The organism is Cellulomonas sp. H30R-01, from assembly GCF_010119915.1.
In the GTDB taxonomy this organism is placed as follows: domain Bacteria; phylum Actinomycetota; class Actinomycetes; order Actinomycetales; family Cellulomonadaceae; genus Cellulomonas; species Cellulomonas algicola.
In genome coordinates, this window is the sequence record NZ_CP048210.1 from 4,296,251 (window position 1) to 4,319,514 (window position 23,264).

21 protein-coding genes are annotated in these 23,264 nt (G+C 75.4%); 14 read left to right on the forward strand and 7 right to left on the reverse strand.

All coding sequences use genetic code 11. The features are described 5' to 3' along the window. Nucleotides 1–13: 13 nt before the first annotated feature. Nucleotides 14–478 (reverse strand): DUF6174 domain-containing protein, encoded by a 465-nt coding sequence (locus GXP71_RS19175; protein ID WP_162353983.1) that lies wholly within the window; start codon nucleotides 476–478, stop codon nucleotides 14–16. A gap of 84 nt (nucleotides 479–562) precedes the next feature. Between GXP71_RS19175 and GXP71_RS19180 the strand changes: the two genes are divergently transcribed. Both GXP71_RS19180 and GXP71_RS19185 read left to right on the forward strand, forming a co-directional pair. After that, nucleotides 563–859, forward strand: coding sequence for an MTH1187 family thiamine-binding protein (locus tag GXP71_RS19180; protein WP_162353984.1), 297 nt, complete (start codon nucleotides 563–565; stop codon nucleotides 857–859). 266 nt (nucleotides 860–1,125) lie between these two features. Then, the gene (locus GXP71_RS19185; protein WP_162353985.1) at nucleotides 1,126–2,772 is read left to right on the forward strand and encodes a hypothetical protein; all 1,647 of its coding nucleotides are present in this window, start codon (nucleotides 1,126–1,128) and stop codon (nucleotides 2,770–2,772) included. 86 nt (nucleotides 2,773–2,858) lie between these two features. Here the strand turns inward: GXP71_RS19185 and GXP71_RS19190 are convergent, their stop codons facing one another. Both GXP71_RS19190 and GXP71_RS19195 read right to left on the reverse strand, forming a co-directional pair. Beyond that, complete coding sequence (locus GXP71_RS19190; protein ID WP_162353986.1) at nucleotides 2,859–3,824, reverse strand: alpha/beta hydrolase; 966 nt, start codon at nucleotides 3,822–3,824, stop codon at nucleotides 2,859–2,861. Nucleotides 3,825–3,839: 15 nt separating this feature from the next. Beyond that, a complete protein-coding gene (locus GXP71_RS19195; RefSeq protein ID WP_162353987.1) occupies nucleotides 3,840–4,787 on the reverse strand; it encodes a zinc-binding dehydrogenase in 948 nt (315 codons plus the stop codon). Nucleotides 4,788–4,983: 196 nt separating this feature from the next. Here GXP71_RS19195 and GXP71_RS19200 point away from each other — a divergent pair, with 196 nt between their 5' ends. Continuing rightward, nucleotides 4,984–5,688 (forward strand): DUF5995 family protein, encoded by a 705-nt coding sequence (locus tag GXP71_RS19200; RefSeq protein ID WP_162353988.1) that lies wholly within the window; start codon nucleotides 4,984–4,986, stop codon nucleotides 5,686–5,688. Between the two features lie 114 nt (nucleotides 5,689–5,802). Here the strand turns inward: GXP71_RS19200 and GXP71_RS19205 are convergent, their stop codons facing one another. The 3 genes from GXP71_RS19205 to GXP71_RS19215 form a co-directional block, all read right to left on the reverse strand. Further along, entirely contained in the window at nucleotides 5,803–6,528 is a 726-nt protein-coding gene (locus tag GXP71_RS19205) for a maleylpyruvate isomerase N-terminal domain-containing protein (RefSeq protein ID WP_162353989.1), read from the reverse strand. Nucleotides 6,529–6,719: 191 nt separating this feature from the next. Next, a complete protein-coding gene (locus tag GXP71_RS19210; protein WP_162353990.1) occupies nucleotides 6,720–7,937 on the reverse strand; it encodes a homoserine O-acetyltransferase in 1,218 nt (405 codons plus the stop codon). A gap of 137 nt (nucleotides 7,938–8,074) precedes the next feature. Next, entirely contained in the window at nucleotides 8,075–9,394 is a 1,320-nt protein-coding gene (locus GXP71_RS19215) for a bifunctional o-acetylhomoserine/o-acetylserine sulfhydrylase (RefSeq protein ID WP_162353991.1), read from the reverse strand. A gap of 452 nt (nucleotides 9,395–9,846) precedes the next feature. Between GXP71_RS19215 and GXP71_RS19220 the strand changes: the two genes are divergently transcribed. Further along, on the forward strand, nucleotides 9,847–11,376 hold the full coding sequence (locus tag GXP71_RS19220; protein ID WP_238402510.1) for an NlpC/P60 family protein: 1,530 nt from the start codon (nucleotides 9,847–9,849) through the stop codon (nucleotides 11,374–11,376). Between the two features lie 148 nt (nucleotides 11,377–11,524). Here GXP71_RS19220 and GXP71_RS19225 read toward each other — a convergent pair whose 3' ends face one another. Then, on the reverse strand, nucleotides 11,525–12,022 hold the full coding sequence (locus tag GXP71_RS19225) for an inorganic diphosphatase (protein ID WP_162353993.1): 498 nt from the start codon (nucleotides 12,020–12,022) through the stop codon (nucleotides 11,525–11,527). A gap of 174 nt (nucleotides 12,023–12,196) precedes the next feature. On the opposite strand from GXP71_RS19225, the gene dacB reads away from it, so the two are divergent. The 10 genes from dacB (at nucleotide 12,197) to GXP71_RS19275 (ending at nucleotide 23,245) form a co-directional block, all read left to right on the forward strand. Continuing rightward, nucleotides 12,197–13,606: a D-alanyl-D-alanine carboxypeptidase/D-alanyl-D-alanine-endopeptidase gene (gene dacB, locus GXP71_RS19230; protein ID WP_162353994.1), complete on the forward strand. Its 1,410-nt coding sequence runs from the start codon at nucleotides 12,197–12,199 to the stop codon at nucleotides 13,604–13,606. Between the two features lie 82 nt (nucleotides 13,607–13,688). Then, nucleotides 13,689–14,765 carry a zinc-dependent metalloprotease gene (locus GXP71_RS19235; RefSeq protein ID WP_162353995.1) on the forward strand — a complete coding sequence of 359 codons (1,077 nt, stop codon included), beginning with the start codon at nucleotides 13,689–13,691 and terminating at the stop codon, nucleotides 14,763–14,765. Nucleotides 14,766–14,958: 193 nt separating this feature from the next. Further along, complete coding sequence (tilS, locus tag GXP71_RS19240; protein WP_162353996.1) at nucleotides 14,959–16,110, forward strand: tRNA lysidine(34) synthetase TilS; 1,152 nt, start codon at nucleotides 14,959–14,961, stop codon at nucleotides 16,108–16,110. Between the two features lie 2 nt (nucleotides 16,111–16,112). Then, nucleotides 16,113–16,664 carry a hypoxanthine phosphoribosyltransferase gene (gene hpt, locus GXP71_RS19245; protein WP_124344580.1) on the forward strand — a complete coding sequence of 184 codons (552 nt, stop codon included), beginning with the start codon at nucleotides 16,113–16,115 and terminating at the stop codon, nucleotides 16,662–16,664. Between the two features lie 131 nt (nucleotides 16,665–16,795). Then, a complete protein-coding gene (gene ftsH, locus GXP71_RS19250) occupies nucleotides 16,796–18,850 on the forward strand; it encodes an ATP-dependent zinc metalloprotease FtsH (RefSeq protein ID WP_124344579.1) in 2,055 nt (684 codons plus the stop codon). A gap of 25 nt (nucleotides 18,851–18,875) precedes the next feature. Further along, nucleotides 18,876–19,475, forward strand: coding sequence for a GTP cyclohydrolase I FolE (folE, locus tag GXP71_RS19255; protein WP_162354448.1), 600 nt, complete (start codon nucleotides 18,876–18,878; stop codon nucleotides 19,473–19,475). 33 nt (nucleotides 19,476–19,508) lie between these two features. After that, nucleotides 19,509–20,540, forward strand: coding sequence for a dihydropteroate synthase (gene folP / locus GXP71_RS19260; RefSeq protein WP_370520954.1), 1,032 nt, complete (start codon nucleotides 19,509–19,511; stop codon nucleotides 20,538–20,540). Next, nucleotides 20,537–22,198 (forward strand): 2-amino-4-hydroxy-6-hydroxymethyldihydropteridine diphosphokinase, encoded by a 1,662-nt coding sequence (gene folK, locus GXP71_RS19265; RefSeq protein WP_162353997.1) that lies wholly within the window; start codon nucleotides 20,537–20,539, stop codon nucleotides 22,196–22,198. Before folP ends, folK begins: the two co-directional genes overlap by 4 nt. Further along, nucleotides 22,198–22,683 carry a DUF3180 domain-containing protein gene (locus GXP71_RS19270; protein ID WP_162354450.1) on the forward strand — a complete coding sequence of 162 codons (486 nt, stop codon included), beginning with the start codon at nucleotides 22,198–22,200 and terminating at the stop codon, nucleotides 22,681–22,683. The genes folK and GXP71_RS19270 overlap by 1 nt, the downstream gene beginning before the upstream one ends. A gap of 49 nt (nucleotides 22,684–22,732) precedes the next feature. Beyond that, nucleotides 22,733–23,245, forward strand: coding sequence for a PH domain-containing protein (locus tag GXP71_RS19275; RefSeq protein ID WP_162353998.1), 513 nt, complete (start codon nucleotides 22,733–22,735; stop codon nucleotides 23,243–23,245). The last annotated feature ends 19 nt before the right edge of the window (nucleotides 23,246–23,264 follow it).

The window sequence follows — 23,264 nt, forward strand, 5'->3', positions numbered from 1 at the left end:
CGCGGTCCGGGGATCAGGCCGCCGGATCGACGTCGGCGACCGTGTAGCACTCCTCGTCGTCGATCCCCGGCGAGGGGTCGAACGTGACGGCCGTCGGCACGCCCGCGTCGTCGAACGTCGCCTCCGGGACGGTGCTCGCGTCGGCGTCGACGACGCGGTCGAGCAGGGTGTCGATCGTCGGGACCTGGGCCGCGAGGTCCTGCGCCTCGCCGGCGATGCGCCGCCCGACCTCGTCGAGCCCTTCGACGGCCGTGACCGCGCCGTCCGTCACCGTCACGCGGTACGAGCCGACGAGCAGCCGCTCGCCGCACGACGACGTGAGCGAGAACGCGTAGGAGTCGACGCCGCCGCCGGTCCACCGCTCGGCCGCCTCGGCCGCCCCGGGGACCGGCCCGGGCTGCTCGGTGCCGCTGCACCCGCCCAGGGTGGCGACGAGCACGACCGCGCCCACGGCCCACCGCTTCGTCGCCCTCCGCACGTGCCGAGCGTACGGGCGCCGACGTCGCGCGTGGCGGCGTTCGCGGGGTGGACATCGGGCACGCCCGGCGACCAGGGTGGGCGCATGCTCGTCGCCTTCTCCGTCGCCCCGCTCGGTGCGGGTGAGTCCGTCACGCAGGCCGTCGCCGACGCCGTCCGCACCGTCCGCGAGTCCGGGCTGCCGAACCGCACCGACGCCATGTTCACCACGATCGAGGGGGAGTGGGACGAGGTGATGGACGTCGTGAAGCGCGCGACCGAGGCCGTCGGCCGGCACGGCCACCGCGTGAGCCTCGTGCTCAAGGCCGACATCCGGCCGGGCCGCTCGGGCGAGCTCACGGGCAAGGTCGAGCGCGTCGAGGCGGCGCTCGCGCAGGACTGACCGGCCGACGCCGAGGGCTCGGAGCGATCCCGGACGAACCGGGTCGTCGAACCCGGACGGATGCCCACCACTCGGACGAGTGACCAAGAACGCACCGGGAGAAACCGGTCGGGTGGGCCGAAACACGCCGCACCACCCGTTCGACGGGCTGACGGGGCCGCCCGGCTGTGGGAAAGTGTGGACGCACGCACATCCGGTCGGGGGTGTGCGCGCGATCTACGGGGCAGGCGGTCGGCCGCTGCGTGCCCAGGAAGGCCGGGACCGCGATGCCCATCTTCGAGCTCGACGAGGGGCGGCCGCGCCTCGTCCAGCCGATGCAGCCCCTCGCGGGGTCGTTCGCGCAGGAGTGCTCCGCGGTCCTCACCCACCATCTCAGCGCCGTCGCGGGCGAGTCCCTGTTCGCCGTGCGCTGGCGGGCCAGCGCCCCCGACCACGCCGACCTCCCCGAGCTCCTCGCGCTCGACGCCACGGGCCGTCCCGTCGTCGTCGAGGTCGTGCAGGTCGTCGACGACGACGCCGTCGTCGCGTCCCTGCGCCACGCGGGCGCCGCGGGCCGCATGACCACCACCGACCTGGCCCGCGCCTACCACGCCGACCCCAGCCGTTTCGGCGTCGACTTCGCCGCGTTCCGCGAGCAGGTCGCGGGCGGCACCGTCGCGAGCCGCCGCGAGGGTGTCCGGCTCGTGATCCTGTGCTCCGAGGTCGCCGCCGAGGCCACCGACACGCTCGGCTTCCTGCGGGGTCCCGGCCGGCAGGTCGACGTGCTGCAGGTCGGGGTCGTACGCGGCGTCGACGACTCGCGCCTGCTCGACGTGTCCCCGCTCGCGATCCACGAGGGCGCGCGCCGACCCGTCGAGCCGACCGCGCTGCGGCTCGTGCGCTCGTCCGAGGCGTTCGCGACCGCGATGGCGTACGAGGCCGAGCGCACCAACCGCGGCACGCGTCCGATGACCGGCGAGCTCCGGTCGGTGACCCCGCCGCCGCGCCCGGCGCCGCCCCCGCCGACCCCGATCGCGCGCCGCACGACCGTCACCGAGCCGACCCCCCTGCCGTTCGGCCCGGCGCGCGAGCCGAAGAACCAGGGCCGCCCGGGCACGCCGTCGAACGTGAACCCGCCGACCCGCGCCACCCCGGCGACCACCACGACGGGTCCGGCGCCGATGACGCTCACGCCGATCTACGGCCTGCGCACGGCGTCCGAGCAGCAGATCCGGCCGCGCACCGCCGCGGAGCCGCCGCAGGTCGACGGCCCGCGCCCCTTCCTCCCGGGCGATGCGCCGCTGCGTCCCGCCGAGGCGCCGCCGCGCGACGGGTCGACCGCACCCACGGCCGTGACCGCACCCCCGACCGCGCCTCCGACACCTGCCGCGCTGCCGACGACGGGCACGCCCGACCTGGACGACCCGACGACGCCCGACGCCGGCGCGCCGAGGGCCCTCGCCCCCGCGTCCAACCCGCTGAGCCCGACGAACCTCGTGCCTCCCATGACGGCCGTGCCCCCGACCGCGCCCCTCACCCCCGAGCAGCCGCCCGTCGCGTACCGGCTCGACGTCGCACGCGAGAAGGACGCCGTCACGGCCCCCACCGCGGCGCTCGAGCCCGCGGACGTCGACGAGCCGACTGCAGCGCCGGCGTTCGACGAGCCGCTGCCCGAGCTCGCGATCCTCGCGAAGCGTCGCCGGGTCATCACGACCCTCGTGTGGGTGCGGGAGCGTCGCGGGCAGCGGTTCGAGGCGATGCTGCGACCCGACGGTTTCGTCGAGCTCGAGGACGGCGAGGTGTTCGCCGACCCCGACGAGGCGGCGGCCGCGGTCATCGGCGTCGACTACGCGGTCGACGGCTGGCGCGCGTGGCGGCTCGGCGACGGCGGTCCGACCCTCGCGGAGGCCGCGGGCGTCGAGCGCCCGTACTGACCGCACGCGTCACTGACCGCACGCGTCACCGACCGCACGCGTCGCCGCCTCGAGCGGCGCCGCCTCGAGCGGCGCCGCCGTCGCGCTCAGCCCCAGCCGTAGGCGGCCGTCCAGCGGTCGAGCTCGGCGTAGAACCGGGTGCGGACGGGCTGCGGCGACAGCGTGAGGTCGTGCAGGCCGCCGGCGATGCGCACGACCGTGACGAGCGGCCCCAGCTGCACCGCGCGGCGCGCGACGAGCTCGACGTCCAGCACGACGTCCGCGGAGCGCATGTCCTCGCTCCAGCGCGGGCTGATGACGGTGCGCGACGACGCGAGCGTGAGGATCGGCGCGGTCACGTGCAGCCCGCGGGCGACGGTCGCGTGCCCGGCGATGACGGCGCGCAGCCAGCCCGCGCGGACCGGGAACGACGGCACGGGCCGCCAGCGCAGGTCGTACGTCCACTCGCCGCCGCTGCTGGCCGACAGCGTCCGCGCGTAGTAGCCGGGGTCGATGTTCGGCAGCGGCGCCTTCGGCTGGAAGCGGGCGAGCTGCGCGATGGCCGGCCCGCTCACGTGCCGCACGACCGACGACCCCTGCAGCTCGAGCCACGGGGAGTTGAGGACGAGGCCGTCGAGCTCGCCGGGATGCCGGTCGGCCCACAGCGCGGCGACCAGCCCGCCCGTCGAGTGCCCCATGACCATGACGCGCCCGTACGCGCCGACGTCGCGGCGCACCACGTCGAGCGCGGCCTCGATCTCCTCGTCGTACGTCGCGAGGTCGTCGACGTAGCCGGGCGTCTGCCACGGCCGCAGCGACCGGCCGTACTTGCGCAGGTCCAGCGCGTAGAAGGCGGCGCCGCGCGAGTGCCAGTGCTCCGCGAGGCCCGTCTGGAAGAAGTAGTCCGACCAGCCGTGCACGTAGAGGACCGCGCGCGACGCGCGGACGGGCTCGTCGGTCGGCGGCGAGTACCGCACGAGGCTCGCGACGACCGCGCCCTCGTCGTCGGGTCGCAGGTCGAGCGTGCGGACGCGGTAGTCGTCACCGAGGACGTCGGGCGCCCACCTGCTCACGTGCGCCTCCCGTCGTCAGGGCTCGAGGACGATCTTGCCGAACTGGTCCCCGGCCGCAAGGCGGCCCAGCGCCTCCGCGGCCCGGACCAGCGGGAACGTCGAGTCGACGAGGGGCCGCACGCCGGTCCGGGCGAGGAACGCGAGCAGGTGCTGCAGGTCGTCGCGGGTGCCCATGGTCGTGCCGAGCACGGAGATCTCCTGGAAGAAGATGCGTTGCAGCTCGGCCTGCTCGGCGTCGCCGCTCGTGGCGCCCGCGACGACGATCGTGCCGCCCGGGCGCACCGACCGCACCGAGTGGGACCACGTCGCACGGCCGACCGACTCCAGCACCAGGTCGACGCGAGGGACACGCGCACCGGTCTCGACGGCCGCCGTCGCCCCCAGCGCGAGCGCCCGCTCGCGACGCTCGGCCGACCGCGACGTGACGACCACGTCGAGCCCCGCCGCCGCGCCGAGCACCACCGCGGCCGTCGCGAGCCCGCCACCCGCACCCTGCACCAGCACACGCTGGCCCGGCGTCGCGCGGCCCGTCGTGAACAGCATCCGGTACGCCGTGAGCCACGCGGTCGGGAGGCACGCAGCCTCGACGAACGACAGCTCGGCGGGCTTGTCGACGAGGTTCCACGTGGGCACCGCGACCTGCTCGGCGAGCGTGCCCGGGTGCTTCTCCGACAGCAGCGACCGCGGCTCGTCCTGCCCGGGCACACCCCCGACCACCCCGTGCACGACGACCTCGCGCCCGTCCGCCGTCACGCCCGCCGCGTCGGTGCCGAGGATCATCGGCAGCTGCTGCTCGCGCAGCCCGACGCCGCGCAGCGACCACAGGTCGTGGTGGTTGAGCGCGGCGGCGCGCACGTCGACGACCGTCCAGCCGTCCCGCGCCTCCGGTGCCGGCCGGTCGCCGACCTCCAGCGCGGCCAGCGGGTCGTCGGGGGAGAAGCGGGCGGCGTAGGCGGCGATCACCCGGCCACCGTAGCGACCACCACCGGCCGTCCGCGCACCTCAGGGGGGCGCACCACCCCACTCCCGGCCCGCGTCCGTCCTCGTCGCCTGCCGTCGCCCCACCCCCCGACCGCCCGAGGCAGCGGGGATCGCGGGAGGGGCGTCAGCGCGCGAGCGGGTGATGACGGACCGGGTGCGGCTTCGGGATGCTGCCGTCATGGGGGCAGTCGTGGTGCCGGGCGGCGGATCGGTCGCGATCGGGCGGGTCGTCGCCGAGATGGACGCGCTGCGCGCCGGGTGGGCGCCCGACGACGGGCTCGGGGTGTTCCTCGACGTCTACCGACGGGTCACCGCGCTGGTCGCGCTGCGCGTCGTCGACGGCACGTTCCGTGACCCGTCGTTCGTCGAGGACCTGGACGTCCGGTTCGCGCGCCTGTTCCTCGACGTCCCCGCCGACGTCGCCGCCCAGCGGCCCGTGTCCCGCGCCTGGGCACCGCTCGTCGAGCGTCGGGCTCTGCGCGGCATCGAACCCGTCCAGTTCGCGCTCGCGGGGATGAACGCGCACATCAACCTCGACCTCGCGCTCGCGGTCGTCGCGACCTGCCGGGCGCGGGGCTGCGACCCCGACGACGGCGACGTGCACGCCGACTTCGAGCGAGTCAACCGGGTGCTCGCCGAGGTGGTCCGTCCGATCCGCCAGTCGTTCCTCGACGCGTGCCTCGTGCAGCACGCGGGCGCGCTGTCGCCGCTCGCCGACCTCGTCACGAACTTCTCGATCGACAAGGCGCGCGACGCCGCCTGGGTGTCCGCGCAGGTGCTGTGGGAGGTCCGGGGCGCCACGGCGCTCGCGGCCGCGGTCCGCGACACGCTCGCGCGGACGGTCGGGCTCGTCGGACGTCAGCTCCTCACACGCTTCCCCTGACGCCGCGTCGCCGCGCCGGGAGCAGCGGCCCGGCCGCCACCACGCCCGCGACGAGCCGGCCCACGGTCGCGACCTCGACGAGCCGCGCCGAGCGTGGCCGGCCGGGCGCGGTCGTCAGAGCAGCGGGAGCATCCGGCCGAGGTCGGGGACGGCCTCCGAGGTGTGCTGGGGCTGCAGGGCGCGGGCCAGCTCGTCGACGTCGTAGGGCGTGCGGCCCGCCGCGAGGCGCACCCAGCGGCGCGCGTCGGCGACCTCGAGGCTCCACCCGCCGCGTGCGACGACGATGTCGAGCAGCGCGTCCGCCACGAGGGCGAGGGCCGCGGGGTCGATCGGGTCCGGGCCCGCCCCGGTGCCACGCGCGCGGCGCACCGAGCGGGCGAGGTCGTCGGCGTGCACCACGAGCTCGAGCACGCGCGACACCGTCATCGTCGAGAGCATCACCGGGCCGCGGCGCGCCTGCACCACGCGGTCGGACGGGCCCAGCGCGTCGAGGTTGGCGAAGGCCGCCGCCGCCATCGCGTCGACGGCCTTGAGCGGGTTCGGCGCGATCTGCTCCGCGAGGCCGCGCGTCGTGTCCGCGATGTCCTGCGCCCGGGCGACGTACGTCCCGACGTACTCGGCGAGCGTGTACGGGACGGTCCCGTCGGGCAGCGGGGTGCAGACGGCGAGCGCGTCCATCGCCCGGCCGAGGTGGGCGACGAGCTCCGCGACCGACCAGCCCTCGAGCACCGACGGCGCGTCGACGACGTCGTCGTCGACCACCTCCGCGACCCAGGACCGCAGGCGGTCCCACTGACCGTGCAGGGCGGCGGACGCGGCGGCGAGGTCGGTGGAGGACATCCGTCCATCGTGCCGCAGTCCCGTCGCCCGGACCTGTCATTCCGCGGCCGCGGACCGCGGGCGGTGGTCGTGACACGTCGACGCGTCCGCGTGACCAGGACGTCGACGCCGCGTGGCCACGAGCAGGTGCCCGTCGGTCGGGGACGGCGGAGGGGCGGACGCGGAGACGGCGACGGCACCCGCCTCGCGGCTCAGCGGGTGCGGACCTCGTCGGTCAGGAACTCCGAGACGATCGCGCCGACCTGGTCCTCCTCGATGAGGAACCCGTCGTGGCCGTAGGGCGAGCGCACCGTGCGCACGGGTCCCGCGCCGGGGATGCCCGCGGCGATGCGCTCGGACTGCGCGGGCGGGAACAACCGGTCGGAGTCGACCGCGATCACCAGGGCGCGCGCGGTGATCTGTGCGAGCGCCGCGGCGACGCCCCCACGGTCGCGGCCGAGGTCGTGCGTGATCATCGTGCGCGTCAGCGCGACGTAGGTGTTGGCGTCGAACCGGCGGGCGAGCTTGTCGCCGTGGTGGTCCAGGTAGGACTGCACGGCGAACCGGCCGCCCTCGAGCGGGTCCTCGGCCCCCTGCGGGATGCGCCCGAACCGCTCGTCGAGCTCGGCGGCGCTGCGGTAGGTCTGGTGCGCGATCTGCCGCGCGATGCCGAGCCCGACGTGCGGGCCGTCACCGTCGGCGGCGTCGTAGTAGTCGCCGTCGCGGTAGCGCGGGTCGGCGTGGATCGCGGCGAGCTGCGTGTGGAACCCGGCGATCTGGTCGCCGGACGTCTGCGCGGCCGTGGCGATCGCGGCGATCGAGCGGACGCGCTCGGGCGCGGTGACGGCCCACTCGAGCACGCGGAGGCCGCCCATGGACGCGCCGATGACGAGGGCCCACGAGTCGATGCCGAGCAGGTCGGCGAGGCGGACCTCGGCGGCGACCTGGTCGCGGACGGTCAGCAGCGGGAAGCGGCCGCCCCAGGGCCGCCCGTCGGGTGCGGTCGACGCGGGGCCCGTCGAGCCCTGGCAGCCGCCGAGGACGTTGGGCGCGACGACGAACCACTCGTCGGTGTCGATCGGGGCGCCGGGGCCGACCATCGACTGCCACCAGCCGGCGGTCGGGTGCCCGTCGCCCGCGGGGCCGGTGACGTGCGAGTCCCCGGTGAGCGCGTGCAGGACGAGCACCGCGTTGCTGCCGTCCTCGTTCAGCGTGCCCCACGTCTCGTACGCGAGCCGCACGGCGGGCAGCCGCCCGCCCGACTCGAGCGCGAACGGGCCGAGGTCGGCGAACTGCCGTCGCCCGACGGGGTCGCCCTCGCGCCAGGCCGACGACGCGCGCACGGGCGGCCGCTCGGGGAGCGGCGCACGGCTCGCGAGCGTGCGCGCGTGCGCCCTCGACGGGGCGAACGTGAACGTGTCGTCGGGCACGGGATCCCAATCTACGGGCGGGTCGGAGGGGTGCCCCGGCGTGGTCTCGACGCTCGGGACCGGGTCGTCCCCGCCGCGCGCCGCGGGCGAGCCGTGGGCGGGCTCGCCGGGACGCGACGGCGGGGACGGCGGCACGGTCAGGCGCCCTTGGCGGCCCGGAAGCCCGCGTCGAGGTCCGCGAGGATGTCGTCGACGTGCTCGATGCCGACGGCGAGGCGGACGAGGCCCGGGGTGACGCCGGAGCGCAGCTGCTCCTCGGGCGTGAGCTGGCTGTGCGTCGTCGACGCGGGGTGGATGACGAGCGAGCGGACGTCGCCGATGTTCGCGACGTTCGAGTGCAGCTCGAGCGCCGACACGAACGCCTGACCGGCCTCGGTGCCCCCCTCGATCTCGAACGCCAGCACAGCACCCGCGCCGCGCGGCGCGTACTTGAGCTGGTTGGCGTGCCAGGGCGACGACTCGAGGCCCGCGTAGTGGACCGTGACGACGTCCTCGCGCGCCTCGAGCCACTCGGCGACCTTCTGCGCGTTCGCGACGTGCCGCTCGACGCGCAGCGACAGCGTCTCGATGCCCTGCGCGATGAGGAACGCGTTGAACGGCGACGCCGCCGCGCCGAGGTCGCGCAGGAGCTGGATGCGCGCCTTGAGGATGTAGGAGAGGTTGACGCCGAAGACGCCGTCCTTGCCGAGCGCCTCGCCGATGACCAGGCCGTGGTACGACGGGTCGGGCTTGCTGAAGCCGGGGAACTTCTCCGGGTCGGCGGTGTAGTCGAAGCGGCCCGCGTCGACGATGACGCCGGCGATCGCGGAGCCGTGCCCGCCGAGGTACTTGGTGGCCGAGTGCACGACGACGTCGGCGCCCCACTGCAGCGGGTTGATGAGGTACGGCGTCGCGACGGTGTTGTCGACGACCAGCGGCACGCCGTTCTCGTGCGCGACGTCCGCGACGAGCTCGATGTCGAGGACGTCGGACTTCGGGTTCGGGATCGTCTCCGCGAAGAACAGCTTGGTGTTCGGGCGGACGGCCGCGCGCCACGACTCGGCGTCGTGCGGGTCCTCGACGAACGTCGTCTCGATGCCGAGCTTGGGCAGCGTGTAGTGCAGCAGGTTGTACGTGCCGCCGTAGAGCGAGGGGCTCGCGACGACGTGGTCGCCCGCCTCCGCGATGTTGAGGATCGCGAACGTCTCCGCCGCCTGGCCCGACGCGACGAGGAGCGCGCCGACGCCGCCCTCGAGGTTCGCGATGCGGTTCTCGACGACCTCGGTCGTGGGGTTGCCGATGCGCGTGTAGATCGGGCCGAGCTCCTTGAGCGCGAACCGGTCCGCGGCCTGCTGCGCGGAGTCGAAGACGTAGGACGTCGTCTGGTAGATCGGCAGGGCGCGCGCGCCCGTGCTCGCGTCGGGGGCCTGGCCCGCGTGGATCTGGCGGGTCTCGAAGCTCCAGCTCTCGTTGCTCATCGGTCTGCTCTCTCTCGGGGATCCGTGGTGCTCGGTCCGCGGGGAGCTCGGGCAGCCGACGTCCGTCCCGCGGAAGGGGTGGGAGGGGCGCACGTGTCGAGCGTCTGGCTCGTCGCGGGTGTGGCCGGGGCTGGTCACCTGTCCGCGGGCATGCCGAACGTGCGCTGGTCAGCGACACATTCGACGGGTCATGCGACCGAGAGTACGAGCGACCATCCGCTGGATGACACAGTCGTCCCGTGATGTGAGACGGATCGACGGGGTGACGCGACGCCGCGTCGGGGCGATCTCGGCCGAACGGGTGAGCGTACGTCCGATACGTCCCTAACCACAACGGTGTGACTCGTGTTGCTCGTGTGACTTGTGTTCACTTCTGTGACTCACGTGGGTAGCGTCGAACCGCGAACAGGCCCGGGGAGGGGCCTGTGCGAGCGTCCGGAGGAAGTGCAGTGGTGCGGTTCGACAGCGTGCTCGGTGCCGACGAGGGCCGACGCCGGGTGCCCCGGCGGACCCTCCGGCTGGTGACCGCCGCGGTCGTCGTCGCCACCTCCGGGATCATCGGTGCCGACGTCGCGGCCGCCGACCCGACGCCCCCGTCCGCGCAGGACGTCCGCGACGCGCGCCGCGCCGTCGACGCGGCGTCCCGCTCCGTCGCCGAGATGGAGCTGCGCCTCGCGCAGCTCTCCGCGCAGTCCGACGCCGCGCAGCTCGCCGTCCAGAAGGCCGGCGAGGACTACACCGTCGCGCTGGCCGCGGCGGAGGCCGCCAAGGTCGCCGCCGCCGACGCCGTGCAGCGCTCCGCCGACGCCGACGCGCGCGCCGAGGACGCCCGGCGCACCCTCGTCGCGATGGCCCGCGAGGCCGCCCGCTCCGGCGGCAACGTCGAGGCCCTCCAGGCCGTGCTGTCCGCCGACGGCTTCCGCGACGTCGCGCGCCGCTCCACCGCGCTCGAGCAGATGACCGGCAAGGCCGACGAGGCCGTGCAGGAGTTCCGGGCCGCCCAGCTCGTCGCGAGCGTCCTCGCCGACCGCGCGAGGACGGCCGAGGACGACGCGAAGGCTGCCGAGCAGGACGCCTCCGCCGCGCTCGCCACCGCGCAGAAGACGCAGCAGGACAGCGACGCCGCACTCGTCGCGGGCGCCGCCGAGCGCGACCAGCTCATCTCCGCCCTCGCGGCGGCCCGGCAGACCAGCGCCGAGCTCGAGCGGGCTCGGCAGGACGCTCTCGAGGCCGACCGGCGTGCGCGCGCCGACGAGGCCGCACGCCAGGCGGCGCTGCGTCCGCCCGTGGCCGCCCCGCCCGCGTCGTCGGGCGGGTCGACGGGATCGACCGGAGGCTCGACGGGTTCCGCCGGCGGGTCGACCGGCGGCTCCACGGGCGGCTCGAACAGCGGGTCGACGGGAGGCTCGAACGGCGGGTCGACCGGCGGCGGCTCGACCGGCGGCTCCACGGGGGGCGGGTCGACCGGTGGCGGCTCGACCGGTGGCGGCTCGACCGGTGGCGGCTCGACCGGTGGTGGCTCGACGGGCGGCGGCTCGACCGCGCAGCCCACGACACCGCCGTCGACGGGCGGTCAGTACGGGCTCGGCACGGGACGCTCGCGCGGCTCGGCCGGCGGGGGAGCGGCCGCCGTGGAGTGGGCGAGGACCCAGCTCGGCAAGCCGTACATCTGGGGCGGCGTCGGACCGGAGGGCTACGACTGCTCGGGCCTGACCGGCACGTCCTGGCGCAGCGCGGGCGGCGTCAGCCTCAACCGCACGTCGCGCGACCAGTACAAGCAGGTCCTCAAGATCTCGTACGACCAGCTGCGCCCGGGCGACCTCGTCTTCTGGTCGACCGACCCGAGCAACCCCGACGCGATCCACCACGTCGCGATCTGGGCGGGCAACGGCCAGATCATCGAGGCGCCGACGTTCAACAAGCCCGTGCGCCTCGTCGCGATGCGCTGGGCGGGCACCATGCCGTACGCGGGTCGCCCCTGACGACCTCGCCGGTCGACGCCGGTCGGGCGACCGCCCGGTCCCGGCAGCACGACGGCCCGCCCCCTCGCGTCGAGGGTGGCGGGCCGTCGTCGTCCGTCCCGGCCGCCGCGGTGGCGCGGCCGGCTCACGGCTGAGTGCGGGTCGTCGCTCAGTGGTGGTCGTACCCGGCGTCGATCGCGCGCTGACGCGACCGCTCGATCTCGGCCTCGGCCTCGGCGCGACCGGTCCAGTGCGCACCCTCGACGGACTTGCCGGGCTCGAGGTCCTTGTAGACCTCGAAGAAGTGCTGGATCTCGAGACGGTGGAAGTCGGACACGTCGTCGATGTCCTGACGCCACGCGGCGCGCTGGTCGCCCGTCGGGACGCACAGGACCTTGTCGTCGCCGCCCGCCTCGTCGCGCATGCGGAACATGCCCAGCGCACGGCAGCGGATCAGGCAGCCAGGGAAGGTCGGCTCCTCGAGCAGGACGAGCGCGTCCAGCGGGTCGCCGTCCTCACCGAGGGTGCCCTCGATGAAGCCGTAGTCGTCGGGGTACCGGGTCGAGGTGAAGAGCATGCGGTCGAGCCGGATGCGGCCCGTCGCGTGGTCCACCTCGTACTTGTTGCGCTGCCCCTTGGGGATCTCGATCGTGACGTCGAACTCCACAGCACTCCTTAGCACCACGTCCGCGCCCAGCCTCGATGGGGCCGGCGGACCCGGCGACTCGTCGGTCGTCGTGAACGGCGCGCCGGGGTGTCGGGGGCGCCCTTGTCTCGGACAGTAGTCTGACGCACCGGCGCGTGGGGGTCCCGCCCCGCCCCCGGTAGAGACAGGGTGATCATGGCCACAGCAGGACGGGTCGTCGGCACCGCCGTGCTCGTCGTCGTGCTCGCGGGCGCGGCGTACGGGACCGCGGACGCCTACGACGTCGCGCCCGGCCTGGTCACGCTCGAGCCCTCGCCCGCGCCCGCCGCACCCTTCCCGACCGCCCCCGGCGCGGTCGACCCCGGCGACCCCGCCGCCGTGCTCGGGCCGCTCGACGACCAGGCGCCCGTCCCCGGCGCGACCAGCGTGCAGGGCCTCGTCGACGGGCTCGTCGCCGACCCGAGGCTGGGCCCGTCCGTCGGCGTGGTCGTCGCCGACCAGCTCACCGGCGAGGTCCTCGCGTCGCACCTGCCCGACCAGGGGCGCACGCCCGCGTCGACCGCGAAGCTCGTCACCGCCGTCGCCGCGCTCGACGCGCTCGGCCCCGACGTCACCCTCCCGACGACCGTCGTGCAGAGCGGCGAGCAGCTCGTCCTCGTCGGCGGCGGCGACATGATGCTCGCCGCCGGAGCGGGCGACCCCGACGCGACCGTCGGGCACGCCGGCCTCGCCGACCTCGCCGCTCAGGTGGCCCGCGAGCTCACGCTCCAGGGCCGCACGAGCGTCCGGCTCGGGTTCGACGACTCGCTGTTCAGCGGCCCGACGCTCAGCCCGACGTGGAACCCCGCCGACGTCGCCGCGGGGTTCGTCGCGCCCGTCACCGCGCTCGGCGTCGACATCGCGAAGATGCGCGAGGGCGAGTACCCGCCGCGCTACCCCGACCCGTCGCTGCACGCCGCGCGCACCTTCGTGCAGCGCCTCGCCGAGGTCGGCATCACCGTCACCGGCACCCCGGCACGCATGTCCGCACCCGACGGGGCGCCCGTCGTCGGCGAGGTGCGGTCCGCGCCGCTGGGCGACGTCGTGCACTACTTCCTCGACACGTCCGACAACACGATCACCGAGGTCGTGTCCCGGCTCGTCGCGATCGACGCCGGACTGCCCGCGAGCTTCGACGGCGGCGCGCAGGCCGTCCTGCACGCCGTCGCCGCGGGCGGTGTCGACACGACCGGCGCGCACCTGTCCGACGCGTCGGGCCTCGGCTCCGGCTCGGTCCTGTCGCCCGACCTGCTGCTCGCGCTGCTGCGCCGCTCGACCGACCCCGCGCACCCCGGGCTCCGCGAGGTCGCCACCGGCATGCCGATCGCCGGCCTCACCGGGACGCTGTCCGACCGCTACACGTCGTCGCCCGCGCGCGGGCTCGCGCGGGCCAAGACCGGCAGCCTCCCGGGCGTGACCGCGCTCGCCGGCACGGTGCTCGACGCCGACCGCCGCCAGCTCGTCTTCGTCGTCCTCGCCGACCAGACGCCCGCCGGCGGGCAGTGGGGGCCGCGCGCGACGATCGACGGCTTCGTGACGAGCCTGTCGGGCTGCGGCTGCGCCTGACGCCGGCATGCGCACCGGCGGGCGGCGCGGCCGATCGGTGCGATCGGCGACGGGCAGGACGTGCGACGTCTACGGTGGCCCGATGGACGAGACCGCGCCCGTCGACTGGACCGCGGCCGCCCGCATCGCCGGCCGCCTCTCCCGCCCGGGGCCCACGGCGACCCGCGACGAGCTGCACGACCTCGTCGACGGCCTGCGCGACGCGGCGCACCGCGCGGGCGGGTACGCCTCCGACATCACCGGCCTGACCGCGGTCGACGGCACCGCACCGGACGCGGTCTCGCGCGTGCTGGTCGTCGACCGCCCGACGTGGGCCCGTGCGAACGTCGAGATGTTCGCCACGCTCGCCGCGCCGCTCGCGCACCGCCCCGACGGGAGCCCGCTCGTCCCGCCCCCGGGCGCCCGCACGGTCGCGGCGGCGCAGGTCGGCGGCGTTCTCGCGCTGCTGTCGGGCAAGGTCCTCGGCCAGTTCGACCCGTTCACCGCGGCGCCCGGCGAGCCGGGCCGTCTGCTGCTCGTCGCCCCCAACGTGCTGCACCTGGAGCGGACGCTCGGCGTCGACGGCCCCGACTTCCGCCTCTGGGTCGCGCTGCACGAGCAGACGCACGCCCTGCAGTTCGCCGCCGCACCCTGGCTCGCGGACCTCGTGCGCAGCCGGTCCGCCGAGCTGCTCGCCGACCTCGCCGCGTCCGCGCCCGGCGGCGAGGACGACGGCCCCGGCGCCGCCGACCTCATCGCCCGGGTGTCCCGCGCGGTCCTCGGTCCCGACGGCGGCAGCGTCCTCGACGTCCTCAGCGACCGGCAGCGGACCGTGTTCGAGGAGGTGGGGGCCGTGATGGCCCTGCTCGAGGGCCACGCCGACGTCGCGATGGACCAGGTCGGGCCCAAGGTCGTCCGGACCGTGCGGACGATCCGCCGCAAGTTCGAGGCCAAGCGCGACGAGGGTGCACGGGCCCGGGGGTTCGAGCGCGTCCTGCGCCGGCTGCTCGGGCTCGACGAGAAGCTCGCGCAGTACCGCGACGGCGCCGCGTTCGTCCGCGCCGTGCAGGGACACGTCGGGCGTGACGGCTTCAACGCCGTCTGGTCCGGACCCGACACGCTGCCCCGGCCCGGCGAGATCGCCGACCCGGCGTCGTGGGTCCGCCGGGTGCACGGGTGACGACGGCCGCCGTCCGCCCTCGGCCCGTCGGGTCGGAGGATCCGCTCGCTGCCGGCGGAGGCCCGACGCGGCGGTTCCCGCACCGGCGAGCGACCGGTGCGCGCTCCGCACGTGCGGACGTCGGCAGCCCGTGCGGGCGGGCGACGAGGAGCTCCGTGACGGCCGCGCGTGCCGGATCGGTCGCGCCGGGCCGATGACCGGTCCCGACCGCCGCGTCGCGGACGTCCGGCGTGCCGTGACGGGCGCCGTCGCCGATCTGCCGGACGGTGCGCTCGTGCTCGTCGCGTGCTCGGGCGGCCCGGACTCGCTCGCGCTCGCGGCGGCGACCGCGTTCGTCGCCGACCGGTCGGTGCGGCGCGGGCCGCGGGTGCTGCGGGCCGGGGCGGTCGTCGTCGACCACGCGCTGCAGCCGGGCTCCGCCGACGTGGCGGCCGGGACGGCCGCGGTCTGCCGCACGCTCGGGCTCGACCCGGTCGTCGTGGAGCGCGTGGTCGTCGACGCTCCCGGCGGGCCCGAGGCCGCGGCGCGGCACGCGCGGTACGCGGCGCTCGACGCCGTCGCCGGTCGCACCGGGGCGGCGGCGGTCCTGCTCGGGCACACGCTCGACGACCAGGCGGAGACGGTCCTGCTCGGGCTCGCGCGCGGGTCCGGCGCGCGGTCGCTCGCGGGGATGCCGCCCGCCCGGGGCGTCCTGCGCCGGCCGCTGCTGGGGCTGCGCCGGACCGACACCGTCGGTGCGTGCGCGGCCCTCGGGCTCGAGCCCTGGCACGACCCGACCAACGCGGGCACCGCCGACGACGCGCCGCTGCGCAGCCGTGTCCGCGACCGTGTCCTGCCGCTCCTGGAGCGCGAGCTCGGGCCCGGTGTCGCGCAGGCGCTCGCGCGCACGGCCGACCAGCTCCGCGAGGACGCGGACACGCTCGACGGCCTGGCCGCCACCCTCCTCACCGCCGCCGCCACCCCCACCCCCGCCGGCGTCGACGGGGAGGCATCCGCCGGAGACGGAGGCATCGCTGCCTCCCCGCCGGGCGGAGGTCGCATGCTCGAGGGAGTCGCCAGGGAGCGGACCGCCGACCCGGGGACAGCCGTCGCGCTCGACGTGGGGGTGCTCCTGGGGGCCGACGTCGCGGTGCGGCGACGCGCGCTGCGGGCCGCAGCCGTGCAGGCCGGGTGCCCCGGGGGGACGCTCAACCGGGGGCACGTGCTGGCCCTCGACGCGCTCCTCACGGACTGGCACGGGCAGGGTCCGGTGCCGCTGCCGGGCGGGGTCGCCGCCTCACGCGCGTGTGGCAGGCTTCTCCTCGGGCCGGCCCAGCCGGTGCACGACGAGCGACAGGAGCGGTGACGGTGGAGCCAGTCGACATGGGCGCGGACCTCGAGCGGGTCCTCCTCACCGAGGAGCAGCTGCACGCGCGGCTCGACGAGATCGCGGCGCAGGTCGACGCGGACTACGCGGGCAAGGACCTGCTGCTGGTCGGCGTCCTCAAGGGCGCGGTCATGGTCATGGCCGACCTGGCCCGTCGGCTGCACTCGCCCGCGCAGATGGACTGGATGGCGGTGTCGTCGTACGGCTCGGGCACCAAGTCGTCGGGCGTCGTGCGGATCCTCAAGGACCTGGACACCGACCTGCACGGGCGCCACGTCCTGATCGTCGAGGACATCATCGACTCGGGTCTGACGCTGTCGTGGCTGCTGTCGAACCTGCGCTCGCGCGGCCCGGCGTCGGTCGAGATCGCGACGATGCTGCGCAAGCCCGACGCCGCCAAGGTCGAGGTCGACGTGCGCTACGTCGGCTTCGACATCCCGAACGAGTTCGTCGTCGGGTACGGCCTGGACTACGCCGAGAAGTACCGCAACCTGCCGTTCGTCGGGACGCTCGCGCCGCACGTCTACGCCTGACCTGCACGCGGGTCGGCCACGGTTCGGATGTGCCCTGGGCGAACAGCGCGGGGTCGCCACAGGATCGCCGTGTAAGTTCGAAGGCCACCAGCCCTGCGAGCGGAGGATGAGGGGCCTGGCCCCGATCGCCCATGAACCTCAAGCGTCTTGCCCGCGGCCCGATCCTGTGGATCGTGCTCGCCGTCGTGCTCCTCTGGATCGGCGCGACCGCGCTCGCCACCCCGAAGGTCAGCCGGATCGACACCTCCGACGGCCTCGAGCTCCTGGCCGACGGCAAGGCGGAGTCGGCGAAGATCACCGAGGGCCAGCAGAGGGTCGACCTCACGCTGTCCGAGGACTTCGTGAAGGACGACGAGAACTTCGGCGAGCGGGTGCAGTTCTACTACGTGGTGCCGCAGGGGCCCGCGATCGCGGACGCCGTGGCGTCGGCCGACCTGCCGGACGGCTACACGTCCGAGGTGCCGCAGACGTCGTGGTGGTCGAGCCTGCTCGGCATCGTCCTGCCGTTCGTCATCATCCTGGCGATCTTCTGGTTCCTCATGTCGAACATGCAGGGCGGCGGCTCGCGCGTGATGAGCTTCGGCAAGTCGCGCGCCAAGCTCGTGAGCAAGGAGTCGCCGCAGGTCACGTTCGCGGACGTCGCGGGCGTCGACGAGGCGCTCGAGGAGCTCCAGGAGATCAAGGAGTTCCTCTCCGAGCCCGCGAAGTTCCAGGCCGTGGGCGCCAAGATCCCGAAGGGCGTGCTGCTGTACGGCCCGCCGGGAACCGGCAAGACGCTCCTGGCCCGCGCCGTCGCGGGCGAGGCGGGCGTGCCGTTCTACTCGATCTCCGGCTCGGACTTCGTCGAGATGTTCGTCGGCGTGGGCGCGAGCCGTGTGCGCGACCTGTTCCAGCAGGCCAAGGAGAACTCGCCGGCGATCATCTTCGTCGACGAGATCGACGCGGTCGGCCGGCACCGTGGCGCGGGCCTCGGCGGCGGGCACGACGAGCGCGAGCAGACGCTCAACCAGATGCTCGTCGAGATGGACGGGTTCGACGTCAAGACGAACGTCATCCTCATCGCCGCGACCAACCGGCCCGACATCCTCGACCCGGCGCTGCTGCGCCCCGGCCGGTTCGACCGGCAGGTCGCCGTCGAGCCGCCGGACCTCAAGGGCCGCGAGAAGATCCTCACGGTGCACGCGCAGGGCAAGCCGATGGCCCCGCACGTCGACCTCGTCGCCGTCGCGCGCCGCACGCCCGGGTTCACCGGTGCGGACCTGGCGAACGTGCTCAACGAGGCCGCGCTGCTCACCGCGCGCAAGAACGCGCAGATCATCGACGACCACGCGCTCGACGAGGCGATCGACCGCGTCATCGCGGGTCCGCAGAAGCGCACGCGCGTCATGAACATCAAGGAGCAGAAGATCACCGCGTACCACGAGGGCGGCCACGCCCTCGTCGCGGCGGCGCTGCGCTACACCGACCCGGTCACGAAGGTGACGATCCTGCCGCGCGGCCGGGCCCTCGGCTACACGATGGTCATGCCGACCGAGGACAAGTACTCGACGACGCGCAACGAGCTGCTCGACCAGCTCGCGTACGCCATGGGCGGCCGCGTCGCCGAGGAGCTCGTCTTCCACGACCCGACGACGGGCGCGAGCAACGACATCGAGAAGGCCACGGCCACGGCGCGCCGGATGGTGACGCAGTTCGGCATGAGCGCCCGGCTCGGCGCGATCCGGCTGGGCCAGGAGTCGAACGAGGTCTTCCTGGGCCGCGACGTGGGCCACCAGCGCGACTACTCGGAGGACGTCGCCGGGTCGATCGACCTCGAGGTGCGGGCGCTCATCGAGCGCGCGCACGACGAGGCGTGGGAGATCCTCGTGGAGTACCGCGAGGTCCTCGACGACCTGGTGCTCGAGCTCCTCGAGAAGGAGACGCTGAACGCCGAGCAGCTCGCCGAGATCTTCAAGCCCATCGTGAAGCGCCCGCCGCGTCGCGTGTGGCTGTCGAGCGAGCAGCGGGCCGTCTCGACGCAGGGCCCCGTGCTGACCCCGGCCGAGAAGGCCGCGCAGAACGGCCACCCGGTGATCCCCGAGGACGAGGCCGCGGTCGTCGGCGACGAGAACCCGGCGCGCAAGGTCGTCGAGCTCCCGCCCGAGCAGACGCCGGACACGCGGGGCTGGAGCCGGGACGGTGAGTGACGTGGTCGACGGCGTGCCGTCGGCGATCAGCCGCGTGACGGGCGCCGGCCGCGCGGTCGGCGAGTACGACGAGAAGCGTGCCGAGGCCGCGGTCCGAGAGCTGCTGCTCGCCGTCGGCGAGGACCCGGACCGCGAGGGTCTGCTCGAGACGCCGGCCCGCGTCGCGCGCGCCTACCGCGAGATCTTCGCGGGCCTCTACCAGGAGCCCGCCGACGTCCTCACCACGACCTTCGACCTCGGCCACGAGGAGATGGTCATGGTCAAGGACATCGAGGTGTACTCGACGTGCGAGCACCACCTCGTGCCGTTCCACGGCGTCGCGCACGTCGGGTACATCCCCGGTGCCGACGGCCGGATCACGGGCTTGAGCAAGCTCGCGCGGCTCGTCGACGTGTACGCGCGCCGCCCGCAGGTGCAGGAGCGCCTCACGTCGCAGGTCGCCGATGCGCTCGTCGAGCTCCTGCAGCCGCGCGGCGTGCTCGTCGTCGTCGAGTGCGAGCACCTGTGCATGTCCATGCGCGGCGTCCGCAAGCCCGGGTCGCGCACCGTGACCTCGGCCGTGCGCGGGCAGATGCGCGACGTCGCGACCCGTGCCGAGGCGATGAGCCTGGTCCTCGGCCGCTGACGCCCCTCGCGCAGCGCCCCTAGGCTCGGCACCGTGACCCGCCCCGACGCCATCGCGACGACGGTCGCGCGCCCTCGCCCGGCGCCCCTGCCGGCGCACCTGCACGACGCAGGCCGCACGCTCGTCATGGGCGTCGTCAACGTCACGCCCGACTCGTTCTCCGACGGTGGCCGCTGGTTCACCCCGAACGCGGCCGTCGCGCACGGGCTCGAGCTGCTCGACCAGGGCGCGGACCTGCTCGACGTGGGCGGCGAGTCCACGCGTCCGGGTGCCCGACGTGTCCCCGTCGAGGACGAGCTCGCGCGCGTGCTGCCGGTGGTCGAGGCGCTCGCGTCGCGCGGCGCCGCGGTGAGCGTCGACACGACGCGCGCGGTCGTCGCGCGCGCCGCCGTGGAGCGTGGGGCGGTGCTGGTCAACGACGTCTCCGGCGGGCTCGCCGACGACGACATGCCGGCCACCGTCGCGGGGACGGGCGTCGCGTACGTCGCGATGCACTGGCGCGGGCACGCCGACGTCATGGACGACCTCGACGAGTACGGCGACGTCGTCAGCGACGTGCGCGCGGAGCTGGCGCAGCGCGTCGCGACGCTGCGCGCGGCCGGCGTCGCCGACGACCAGGTCGTGCTCGACCCGGGTCTGGGCTTCGCGAAGCCCGGCGCGAGCAACTGGCCGCTGCTCGCGCGCCTGCCCGAGCTCGTCGCCGACGGCTTCCCCGTGCTCGTGGGCGCGAGCCGCAAGCGGTTCCTCGGCCACCTGCTGGCGCGTCCCGACGGCACGCCCGCTCCGCCGCTGGCCCGCGACCGCGCCACGGCCGCGATCACCGCGCTCGCCGCTGCGGCGGGTGCGTGGTGCGTGCGCGTGCACGAGGTGGCAGGCTCGGCCGACGCGGTGCGGGTGGCGGCCGCGTGGCACGCGGCGGGCGGAGGCCCGGCGGGGGATCGAGCGACGCGCGGTGCCGGCCCCGCGGCGGGCGCCGGCACGACGGGACCGCCCGGTGCGGCGCCGCCCGAGGCGGACGACGAGCTACCGGTCGACGAGGACGCGAGCATGAGGAGCAGCACGTGACGACGCACGAGGAGAACGGCGCGGCGTACGACGCGAGCGGGCGGCGGCTCGACCAGATCCGCCTGTCGGGGATCACGGCGACCGGGTACCACGGCGTGTTCGACCACGAGCGGCGCGAGGGGCAGACGTTCGTCGCGGACGTCGTCGTGCACCTCGACACGCGTCGGGCGGCCGCGGGCGACGACCTCGCGCACACGCTGGACTACGGCGGCCTCGCGCAGCAGGTCGCGGCGGTGCTCGCGGGCGAGCCGGTCGACCTCATCGAGACGGTCGCGGAGCGGATCGCTGCGACGGTTCTCGCCGCAGGCACGGTGGCGGCGGTCGACGTGGCCGTGCACAAGCCGCAGGCGCCCATCCCGGTGCCGTTCGGCGACGTCGTCGTCGCGATCCGGCGCGACCGCACCAAGCTGCCGGCCGCCGAGCCGTACACCGGTCCGCTGCGCGAGTCCGCGCTGCCGCGCACGGGTGCCGCGGCGCTCGTCGCGCCGCTGCCGGGGGACACGCACGGACCGTCGGCGGCGTACGAGGAGCCGCGTGCAGCGGACGTGGGCGGTGCCGACGCGCGGACGCCCGCGCTCGGGACGCCGAGCCCTGCCGCGGGCCTGCCGGTGTCGGGCATGGCGGGCGGGGGTCTCGCGGCGCCCGCGTCGACGTCGGGTGGCGCGCTGCCGTCGGCGCCGGCCGGGCTGCCCGCGGGAGCCCCGTCGACCGGTGTCCCGTCGGGAGCGCCCGTCGCGCCGGGCTACCCGGCCCCGGGCTCCGGCGCACCCGTCCCTGCGGACGACGCACCGACGACGGTCTTCGGTGCGCCGCCCCCGCCGCCCGGGCCGATCACGGGCGAGCCGGTCGAGGTCGGCGCCGGGCCTGACGCCGCCGGACCGACGGGCTCCGCGGTCGAGGCGTGGGACCCGGGTGCGACCCAGGTCATGCCCGGGCCGGTGCCCGCGTACGACGACGAGCCCGACGCGTACGGCCGCCCGGACGAGGTCGTCACGGGCGAGATCGTCACGGACACCCTGGACGACGCACCGGCCGAGCCGGTCGACGTCGTGCTCGCGCTCGGCGCGAACCTCGGGTCGGCCCAGGAGACGCTGCGCGACGCGGTGTCGGACCTCGCGGGCACGCGGGGGATCGAGGTCACCGACGTGTCGCCGCTCGCGCGCACGGCCGCCGTGGGCCCGGAGCAGCCGGACTACCTCAACGCGGTGGTGCTGGCGCGCACGACGTTGTCGCCGCGCGACCTGCTGCGTGCGACGCAGGCCGTCGAGCACGCGCACGGGCGTGAGCGAGCCGAGCGGTGGGGCCCGCGGACGCTCGACGTCGACATCGTCGTGTACGGCTCGGTGCTCGCGGTGACGGACGACCTCGAGCTGCCGCACCCGCGCGCGCACGAGCGTGCGTTCGTCCTCGAGCCGTGGTCGCAGGTCGACCCGGAGGCGGTCCTGCCCGGCCTGGGCGGCGGCCCGGTCGCGCAGCTCGCGGCGACCGCGCCAGACCGCGGCGGGGTCCGGTGGCTCGCGCTCGACTGGCTCACCGCGCCCGTGCCGGGCACCAGCGGCGTCCCGGTCGTGGAGGCCGACGCCCCGTCCGGTCCGGTGCCGACGCGCGAGACCGTGTTCGGCACGCCGCACGACGGCCCGCGGACGCCGTCGTCGTGATGCAGGCGACCCGCTGGACCACGCTCCTCGCTCTGGCGGCCGGCGTCGCCGCCGTCACCTGGATCGCCCTCGACGCGCTCTCGGACCGCGGGACGTCCACACCGTCGGTGCCGTGGCTCGTCGCGGCCGTCGAGGTCGTGATCGCCGGCGTAGTGCTCAGCATGGGCTGGGCGGTCCGGCAGTTCCTGCGCGGCAAGCGCCCGGGTCTCGACCCGATCCGCGCGGCGCGCACCGCGGTGCTCGCGAAGGCGTCCTGCTACACGGGCGCGCTGCTCGCGGGCTGGTACGGGGGGCAGGCGCTGTCGCTCGTGACCGACCCCGGCGTGCCGGGCAACGGGTCGCGTGCCGCGGCGGCGGCGGTCGCGACGGGCGGTGCGGTCGTGCTGGCCGTCGTGGGCCTGGTCGTCGAGCGGTTCTGCCGCGTGCCGCCGCCCGACGAGGGCGCGGTGCGGCGCGAGGAGGCGGCGCCTGACCCGTCGGTCTGAGGGGCGCCCGCCGCACCCTGACCAGGGCGCTCGGTGGGAGGATGGGCGCATGACCGACGTCACGCAGCCGGACGCCCCGGCCGACCTCTTCGACCCGCTCGGCGTCGACTGGACGCCGGTGTCGCCGCGGCTCGCGTCGGCGCGGCTCATCGTGACCGCGATCTGGATGGGTCCGCTGCTGCTGGCCGGGGTCGCGCTCGCGGCCCTCACGCAGGTCGCGTGGCTCTGGTCGTTCCCCGTGCTGGTCCTCGCGCTGGTGGTGTGGATCGCGGTCCTCGTGCCGCGCCAGGTGCGCGCGATGCGGTACGCCGAGCGCGCGGACGACCTGCTGGTGCGCCGCGGGATCATGTTCCGGCAGCTCGTCGTCGTGCCCTACGGCCGCATGCAGTACGTCGACGTGACGGCGGGGCCGCTCGCGCGGAAGCTCGGCATCGCGTCCGTGCAGCTGCACACCGCGTCGCCTGCGACGACGGCGACCATCGACGGCCTGCCTCCGCAGGAGGCCGCGCGGCTGCGCGACCGGCTCGCGTCCCGCGGCGAGGCGCGGCTGGCGGGGCTGTGAGCGGCACGACCGCACCGCC